This is a genomic window from Streptomyces sp. NPDC042371 (assembly GCF_056437465.1).
In genome coordinates, this window is record NZ_JBWKAP010000007.1 from 369979 (window position 1) to 379068 (window position 9090).

The 9090-nt window shown below is 69.6% G+C and carries 5 protein-coding genes; 2 read left to right on the forward strand and 3 right to left on the reverse strand.

Annotated elements, in window-relative coordinates:
* Positions 1-11: 11 nt before the first annotated feature.
* From AC068B_RS23385 to AC068B_RS23395, 3 genes are read right to left on the reverse strand one after another with little or no spacing between them, the layout of a single operon-like run.
* A complete protein-coding gene (locus AC068B_RS23385) occupies positions 12-1832 on the reverse strand; it encodes a vWA domain-containing protein (RefSeq protein WP_478673607.1) in 1821 nt (606 codons plus the stop codon).
* The gene (locus tag AC068B_RS23390; RefSeq protein ID WP_478673608.1) at positions 1829-4171 is read right to left on the reverse strand and encodes a hypothetical protein; all 2343 of its coding nucleotides are present in this window, start codon (positions 4169-4171) and stop codon (positions 1829-1831) included. The genes AC068B_RS23385 and AC068B_RS23390 overlap by 4 nt, the downstream gene beginning before the upstream one ends.
* Positions 4168-5037, reverse strand: coding sequence for a hypothetical protein (locus AC068B_RS23395; protein WP_478673609.1), 870 nt, complete (start codon positions 5035-5037; stop codon positions 4168-4170). The genes AC068B_RS23390 and AC068B_RS23395 overlap by 4 nt, the downstream gene beginning before the upstream one ends.
* Before the next feature lie 105 nt (positions 5038-5142).
* Here AC068B_RS23395 and AC068B_RS23400 point away from each other — a divergent pair, with 105 nt between their 5' ends.
* A complete protein-coding gene (locus AC068B_RS23400; protein WP_478673610.1) occupies positions 5143-6207 on the forward strand; it encodes an ISL3 family transposase in 1065 nt (354 codons plus the stop codon).
* 227 nt (positions 6208-6434) lie between these two features.
* Positions 6435-9090 (forward strand): CHAT domain-containing protein (locus AC068B_RS23405; protein ID WP_478673611.1); only part of this gene is annotated, 2656 nt, incomplete at its 3' end.

The window sequence follows — 9090 nt, forward strand, 5'->3', positions numbered from 1 at the left end:
TTGTCCGTCTGTCAGAGCGCGTCCTCGGCCGCGCGGAAACCGTCCGGCGCGGCGAGCGAGAACTGTGGGTCGCCGGAGCTCAGGCGCTGCCCGTAGGCGACGATCGTGTCCCGCAGGAAGGCGGCGCAGCTGTGCGCCGCGGAGGCCGCGTCCTGGTTCGGCGCGGCCATGAATCCGAACTCGGGGCGGGTCGCCATGGTCCGGACCGCTCGCGCCTCGGCTCCGCCGATGCCGAGCACGATCAGATGGGGTACGACCGAGTTGCCTCCCTGGTCGACGAGTTCGCGGTAGGCGGCGTCCCAGCCGGAGCCCTCGTCGGGCACACCTCCGGTGAGGACGAAGACGATCGGCCGCAGGACCTGTGTGCGCTGGGTCTTGACCAGGGCGACGTCCTGCCGCAGCAGTGCCTGAAGGGTGCGGAAGGCGTGCTCGTACGAGAGCCCCTGGCGCCCGGTGAGGATCGGCGTCCGGGTGCTTGGCAGCACCGTTTCCAGCGGCAGCCGCAGTTCCGTTCCTGCGGCCATGCCCAGCAGGCACAGCCGCAGCGCGGCGGAGACTGCGGGTGCGCCGGAGAGCGCGGAGTGCAGGGCGGCGAGGCCCCGGTTGAGTTCGTCCAGGCAGTCACGGTTCAGCGACTCGTCGATGACCAGGTAGATGAGCGCTGCCCCGGAGAAGGGGACGGGCACGGCCGACGACGTGGCGGCGGTGTCCTGTGCGGTCGGCGTGGCGGTCGCGGCGGCCGTGGTCGGCACGGCTTTGTCAGGTACGGGGTTGTCGGGTAAGGGCTCGGGCACCGGTGGGTCGGTCTGCCGGGGCGGCACGGCAGCGCCCGGGTCCGGTGTGTCCCATGGCCGCGCGCCGGGCAGTTGCGGTGGGGCGGCGGCAGAGAGCTGGACGTGCCCGCCGGTGGCCTGGCCGACCTGTCCTGTCAGGTGCTGTCGCAGCAGGTCCAGGTCACCGGCCTGGATCAGGCCCTTCTCCGCCATCACCTGGAACAGGCCCAGTGCCCGCTGGTTCTGCAGTTCGGCGGTGGCGGCCCGAGCCTCCTCCAGCTGCCGACTCATGGCGAACGCCCCCGCGGCGTCGTGCGGGTGGGTGTTCAGGTACTGCCGGATGAGCCCCTCGCTGTTCATGAGCATCCCGGAGAAGGCCGCGTCATGGCGCTTGGTCGCGTCGATCTCGTACGCCTGCTGCACCGCCGCGAGATCGCCCGCCCGATGGGCGGCACCGACGTTCGGCACGTGTTCGGCGATGCCGATGCTCTCCGTCCGCCCTGCCTCGATCAGCGTCTCCAGGTAGGCCAGGGACTTGGCGTCGGGCCGGACCGAGACACGGCAGCCTTCCATCACAAGGCCAGGCGAAAGGGACGCCGGTGCCGCACAGAGTCCGCTCAGGTGGTTCTGGAGAGCGACGGCCTGCTCGATGCCGAAGCCCTGCCCGGCCGAGTGGAACCGGCTCACCAGATGCCCGTGCACCACGGGGAGGGGGTCCGTCAGACCTGAGCGCACCCAGTCCTCGGCGCCCGTCCAGCCGTCGACGCGGAAGGAGAAGGAGACGGTCACCTGGAAGACGTGCACCCCGTCCCGGGAGACCAGCGGATTGTTCTCGAGCACGGCCGTGCGATGCTGCGGCCGCATGTCGACCTCGTACCGCGTGCGGTACTTGGAGAGGAACTGCTGCCCGGCCCGCAGCGGGCGGCCGTCGAAGCACACCACCTCACCTGCGGCAGTGGCGTAGACGACGGCCAGATGCGGCTCCCTCGCCTTGGTCGGGCCCGTCCCCCACCGGGGCACCGGCGACTGGCTGACGATCAACGAGACCGGCTGGTTCACCGGGCACCTCCTGGCTGAGCGGCAAATCCGGACGGACCCGAGCGCAGAGCGCTGCCGAGGACCGCCGCGGAGCGGGGCAGGGGACGGAAGCAGTCGCGTCCGGTCCAGCGCGTGACGTGTCGTTGCAGGAGCAGGCGCACGCGAGGGCTGCGCACGGCGACGTCCTCGACCAGCATGCTGACCAGGTCGTCCAGGAGCAGCGGATCGGTCTCGGCCTGCGCGGCCCATCGCTGGAGCACCACGTCGGCCTCGTCGCCGAACAGCTCGCCACCGATCACCTCGGCCCACAGGTAACCGAAGAGCCGCCGCAGAGAACCCCCGCGCTGGTCCCGCACGGCCAGGTTCAGCAGAGTGGGGCGGCTGCGCGGCTGCGTACTTCCGGCCACCAGCTCCTCGGTGACCAGTCCGTCGGCGAGGATCAGGAAGACGAGGTGTCCGCAGGCACGGCTCTCCGGTTCGTGCACCATCTCGGCCACGGCCCGCATCACGACCGGGGCGTGCGCCGCCACGTCCTGCGCCAGCAGGTCGACGAAGCCGTCACCGATGGCGATGGCCACCTGGATGTGGTCGATCGTGCCGAGCCGGGTGAGGGCAGCGACGGCGGTGCCGAGATCGACGCCGCCCAGGCACAGGCCGTAGGCGCGGGCGGCAGCGGCCTGCAGCTCCCACGTACCGCTCAAGTACCAGCCGTTGACCAGGTTGTGGACGCCCGCCCACAGCGCCGGGTCACGGGCGCAGATCTTCAGGGCGTAGGCAATGGCCTCTCTCCGCTGCCAGCCGCACTCCTCGTGCTGCGCCCAGTGGGCGAAGACCCGGTTGGCGATGAACTCGAAGGACTCGGCTGCTATGAGCCCGAGCGCAGTCCCGGCGAAACTGCGCACCGGCAGCGAGGACGAGTCGACCAGCTCGGCAAGCCAGCCCACCAGCTCCTGCTGGATGCGGTACTCAGACCAGACGTGCCGGATGATCCGGGCCGGGTATTCGGCGTCGCGGTACTCGGCGACGGTGCACGGCAGCCAGCCGTAGTCGCCCTGGGTCACCGACCTGACGGTGCGGGCGCGGAGCTTCTCGGCGAACAGGCGGCGTGGCTGCGCGAATGGGTCCTGGCGCAGCGGGACGGAGCCCTGTTCGACACTGGGCGTCAGCACACCGCGCTCGCTGCGGAAGCGCGCCAGCAGGGTGGTCGAGGCGAGTGCCACCTCCTCCTGCGGCAGTCCGCCGAGCACGGCGAGGGCTACGGCCTGGGTGCGGAGCACGGTGTCGCCGAGCCCCTCGAACCACTCCTCGGGCCCTTCGCCCACGGTCTGGTCCATCCGGGTCCGGACACGGTCCAGGTCGAGGTCCGGTTCCTGCTGCGGATCACCGGCCGCCGGGCCGTATTCGTGCGCCAGGACCTCCGCGAGCCGGGCGGCGTCACGGCAGGCGGCGTCGTTCAGGAGCTCTTCGGCCAGTGCGGCGACACCTGCCGCAGCGAGCGCTCTCTCGGCCTGCGCCTCACCCAGACGGTGCTCCAGGTGGGCTCGGAAGACGGCGAGCAGCCCGGTCGGCCGGACGATGCGCTGCACGTACTCACCGACGCCGGGGCCCAGTTCGTCATCGGGCCCGGCGATCAGGACCAGGCGGGCGTCCGCCAGGCGCAGCAGCTCCTCCAGGCTTTCGAGCAGCGGGCCGCGCAGCTCACTCAGGTCGGGGGGCCGGTCGAGGACCAGGCCCGAGCCGCTGCCGAGCTCCTTCAGCTCCGTCAGCCGAGCCAGGTCGTCGACGGAGTCGAGCCGGTACCAGGCCTTCACATTGACGGCCATCAGCAGCCGCAGGGCCGCCGCGGTCTTGCCCGAGCCACCGGCCCCGCGCAGCACGACGGAGCGGCGCTGCCACGCGTTGTCCTGCACGTCGTCCCAGCGGGGCGGCTTCTGGAACGCATGCCGGACCGTTTCCACCGTACTTGCGGAGATGGCCCGCAGTACGACGCCGCGTTCCCCGGGGGCCTGGACAACGATCTTGTTGCCCTGGACCCAGTCGCGACCGATGTGGGTCCACGCCTCGCGGAGCAGACCGGCTCGCAGACTTCCCTGCCCGGTGCGAGCAGTGGCCTTCTGAGCGCTCGCACCCGCTCCGACGTTGTCGCCACCGCTGCCCGGACCCGCAGGCTGCTGCGCCCCGGCGTCACCCGCCGGGGGACGCGCGTCCCCGCCGCCTCCGCCCGGCGGGGGCGCACCCGCCCCGGCATCCGCCTTCCCCGGACCGGCCGCGTTGCCGGGCGGTGCGGGTGGCGGGGAGGGCGATGGCGGTTGGGGGCCGGGCGAATGCGGTGGGGGCGGCGAGCCGCCCGGCGCGCTCATGACTCGTCCTCGGTGCCGTCTTCGTTCTTGGAGCCGTATTCGTTGTGCTCGTACTTGTCTCCCTGCACGTAGTCCCTGCCGACCCTGCCGATGCTCACCGGATTGGTGCCCGCGGCTATCGGACTGTTCGTCACGTTGTTGAAGGTGAATGCGGACTCGGACGGTGGGGCCGGGGTCACCGCACCGGCCCCACCGTCCTCTCCTCCCGCGTCGACGCCCGGAAGCGAAGCTCCCCCTGCTCCGCCGGACGCCCCCCGTGGTTCCGCGGGAAGCCCTGGGGGCGCCGGATAGCCGGGCACAGTGACCCAGCCCCGGCGCCGCTCACCGTGCTTGGTGACGAAGTCGGCGGGCAGATAGGCCGCCGGGTCGATCCCGGGGTAGTTGCCGCCCACCACCATCGCGTGCACGCTCTCCGAGAGGACCAGCACCAGGTGGGCCCGCCGCGCCTGCTCGAGTACGCCCTTGACCGGGCCTGCGTCCACGAGCCGGGCAAGGTCATTGATCGCGGTCCCGGTCCAGCGCTTGCCCTGCCGGATCACGAGTCCCTGATTGAGACCGACCCGCAGCCGCATGCGATGGATCTCGTTGTACTTTTCCTGGTGCGCCCGCAACGCGTCCTCCAGCCCCCGCGTCAGCTCGCGCAGCAGCCTGGTCGGGCTGGTCCCCACGGGCGCCAGGATCAACATTCCGTCACCTCGGTCCTGGACCCGGCATTCCGCAAGTTTGAGCCCGGCCCGGGCGAGAGCGAATTCGACCACCTCGTACAACTCGCCGTGCAGCGTCGCCTGAGATACCTCCGGGCGCAGGCTGAAACCTTCGATGTCCAGCAGCACAATCCAATAGCTGTGCGGATCCGACGACACCACGGCAGTCCTCCTGTGCTCGAGCAGGGGCTACGAGCACCCCGGCGACTCCATGCAAGGGCCTGTTTCCAGCAGTGTCTACGCCAAGTGGCGCACAGCGTACGAGTTTTGACAGGGCATCATTGGGCTTCTTCGGGCGGCATCGACGTCGAGACCCCCAGCCCCGTAGACGTTCTACCGGACCGGGAGACCGCCTCGGTCGCGACCTGGCTTCGCGAGCACCCCGGCACGGAGATCGTGTGCCGCGACCGCCTGATGGCCTTCACCAAGGCCATCCAGCAGGCGGCCCCCAACGCCCGGGAAGTGGCTGATCGCTGGCACCTCCTCCAGAACCTCTCAACGGCTGTGGAGAAGACGTGCCGCCGCCATCGTGCATACCTGCGCCCACCTGTCGCCCCAGCCAGCGGATCGCCCTCTGCTGTGCCAGCGACTCCTCCTCTGGAGCGCGTGTGCCAACGCCACCGGGAGATCACCGAGTTGGCCGCTGCGGGGCTCTCTCTCAACGCCATCGGGCATCGCCTGCACCTGGACCGCAAGACGGTTCGGCGCTATCGGGGCCAAGACCTTGAGGACCTCCTCGCTTCGGCACGGGGCCGGGGCGTCGGCGTCCTCGACCCGTTCACCGCATACGTCCAGCACCGCTTTCGCGTGGGCTGCACGAGTTCGATGCAGCTCTACCGCGAGATGTGCGCCCTCGGCTACACCGGCGGCTACCACGTCGTGAACCGCTACGTGGCGAACATCAGAAAAGGCGCGGCGATCCCCGCCCAGACAGCGACACCCAGTCCTCGTGCCATCACCGCATGGATCATGCGTCCGCAGGAGGCACTGCGCCCCTCGGGGGCAGCAGAGTTAGATGACCTACGAAACGCCTGCCCTGAGGTTGCCGCCGCCTGCGACCTCGCGCGAAAGTTCACCGATTTGCTCCGCCACCACCACGACCATCGGCTTCGGGACTGGATCCAGAAAGCTGAACTGAACGGACCTGAAGCCATCGGCGTTTTTGCCGACTCCATCCGCCAAGACGTCCAAGCAGTCGCGGCCGGGCTCACCCTGCCCTACAGCTCGGGCATCGTCGAAGGACACGTCAACAGGGTCAAGACGATCAAGCGGCAGATGCACGGCCGCGCCTCTTTCACCCTGCTCAGAGCACGCATCTTCCTCCAGCCGTAGCTCTCACAGAAGCACCACCCCGGACTCCAGGACCGTTTCGCCAAGGGGGATCTCCCTCACGTGGCCTGCTGTTCGCTGGCAGGGCTGAGCGTTTGAGTTGACGGGAGTTCCCGCGTGCTGACCTGGTGCCGTTGTGGGGACGGGCCGGGGCAATGGCCGTAGCGTGGAGGGAACGGCGGTGCCGGTCACTGACAGGTCTGGTTGACCGGCAGGACGTGGGGGGCGCTGTGGTGGATGTCGATCTTCAGGTTGAGGTCGGGCCGGGTGGCAGCGACGGCTACCCGGTGGTGTTCCGGACGACGGGCGGAGATGAAACGCCGGGGGTGATGCGGCTGCCGCCGGCGCACGAACTGGAGACTCAGGCAGCACGGATACCGGATGCGGTGGTGGCTTCCTCGGCCCTGGTGCGCCGCGCCCTGGCCGACGGCGAGGCACCGGTGCGGGAGCTGGGGCGCACACTGTTTGACGCCCTGCTGGGCGGGCCCGGAGCGGGGTTGCTGCGGGCTGCGCGCAACCATGCCGCACTGCAGGGCGGCCAAGTCCGTCTGGTGCTGCGCGTACAGGCTCCCGAGCTGGCGCGGCTGCCATGGGAGTTCCTCTACGACGCCAGCGAGGGCGACTATCTGTGCCTGGAGGTCCCCCTGGTGCGCCATCCGCAGGTGGCGCGGCCGGTGGCGCCGCTGCGGGTGATGCCGCCGCTGCGGGTCCTGGGCATGGTCGCCCGTCCGGAGGATCAAGATCCGCTGGCGGTCCAGGCCGAACAGCAGCTTCTGCACGAAGCTCTGTCCGACCTGGTGGCGGAGGGCCGGGTGGAGCTGGACTGGACGGAAGGGCAGACCTGGCGTGATTTGCGTGAGGCGCTGCGCCGAGATGCCCGCAGTGCTTCTGCGCAGGGTGTCTTGCAACCGGGCGGGGCCCGGCGTGAGTGGCATGTGTTGCACTTCATCGGGCACGGAGGGTACGACACCCGCGCGCAGGAAGGCGCCCTGGCACTGGCCGGCGAGCAGGGAGGAACCTACCTGCTGGGTGCCGGGCAGCTGGCGATGCTGGTGGCCGGCCACCCCTCGCTGCGGCTGGCGGTGCTCAACGCCTGCGAAACTGGGCGCGCGGGCGGACTCAACCCGTTCTCCAGCGTGGCGGGTGCACTGATGCACAAGGCTCTGCCCGCGGTACTGGCGATGCAGTATGAGGTAAGCGACGAGGCCGCGCTGGAGTGCGCGCACGCTTTCTACTCGGCCTTAGCCCGGCAACTGCCGATCGACGTGGCAGTCATGGAAGCCCGCCAGGCCATGATGCTGGCCCGCCCCGGCTCTTTGGAGTGGGGCACGCCGGTGCTGTACATGCGCTCCCCCGACGGCCACGGCCACCTCTTCGACCTCACCGACACCCCCGGCCCCGCCACACAGCCCTCCAACCACCCGGGCACCGGTCTTCAGCAGGCGGGTAGTCGGCTGATGAAGCAACGCCACGAGGAGGGGCAAGCAGACCTGGATGAGCTGTATACCGAGGGGCTCGCCGCCTTCCACACCGAACGGTGGGACGAGGCAGTCGAGGCGTTCCGCACAATCATCGCCGTCGACCGCAGCTACCGCGACAGCCCGGCCAAACTGACCCAGGCACGCCACAGCCAGCGCCTCAACGCACTGTATGAGGCAGCCATGAACGCAGCAGCCGCCCGTCATTGGGGCGAGGCCGTCGAGCACCTCGAAGCGGTCGTCGCCACCGAAGCCGACTACCGCGACGCCCGATCCCTGCTGGGCCAAGCCCGCACCGAACAGCTCCGTGCCAGGCTGCGCGAGGAGATCACCACCTTGCATCGTGCGGGGCAGTGGCAGGCCGTCCTGGCCGCAGCCGAACAGCTCAACCAGCACACCCCCCAGAACACGGCACCGGTTCCCGACCCAGAGCTGGCGGCGATCGTCAAAGCCGCCCGGGAAGCTGCGGAGACCAGCAAGCGTGAGCAGGCCCTCAAAGGCCACTACCGTCAGGCCCTCGATCACATCGAAGCGGGCCGGTGGCATGAGGCCCTGCAGGCACTGGACAAAGTCCGGGAGATAGACCCTGCCTTTCGCGCCACTGCACAACTCACCTCCAAAGCCCGTCAGAAGATCAACCGCACTCTCAAAACCACGTCTCTGACCCTCATTGAAGGGCCCGGCGCGGTCAGAGCGGTCGCGTTTAGCCCTAGCGGTGAACGCCTTGCCCTCGCATGTACTAACAGGACCGCGCTAATCGTTGACGGCCACGGGCAGAAGCGCCTCACCCTTTTGCATACGAATCGGAAACGCTGGTTCGGAGGCTGGATCACTGGGGTGGCGTTCAGTCCGGACGGTCACCGACTCGTCACCGCCAGCGGGGAGACGGTGGCGGGAGTGTGGGACACCGAGACCAGCGCCCAACTCCTGACCCTCACCCACAACAGCTTCTTGTACAGGGCGGCGTTCGGTGCGGACAATCCCCGAACCTTCACCCCCGACAGCTTCGTGTTCGGGGTGGCGTTCAGTCCGGACGGTCACCGTCTCGCCACTGCCAGCGACGACGATACGGCGCGGGTGTGGGACGCAGAGTCCGGCACACAACTCCTGACCCTCACCCACGACAGCTCGGTGCACGGGGTGGCGTTCAGTCCGGACGGTCGCCGTCTGGCCACCGCCTGTCGGGATGAGACGGCGCGGGTGTGGGACGCAGAGTCCGGCACACAACTCCTGACCCTCACCCACCGCAAGTCGGTGTCCGGGGTGGCGTTCAGCCCAGACGGCCGCCGACTCGCCACCGCCAGCGAGGACAAGACGGCGCGGGTGTGGGACGCAGAGTCCGGCACACAACTCCTGACCCTCACCCACCGCAAGTCGGTGTCCGGGGTGGCGTTCAGCCCAGACGGCC

What these genes read in the sequence shown, in the direction of transcription:
- AC068B_RS23390 (WP_478673608.1), bottom strand. Translation starts at nt 4,171, where the DNA reads ATGAGCGCGCCGGGCGGCTCGCCGCCCCCACCGCATTCGCCCGGCCCC.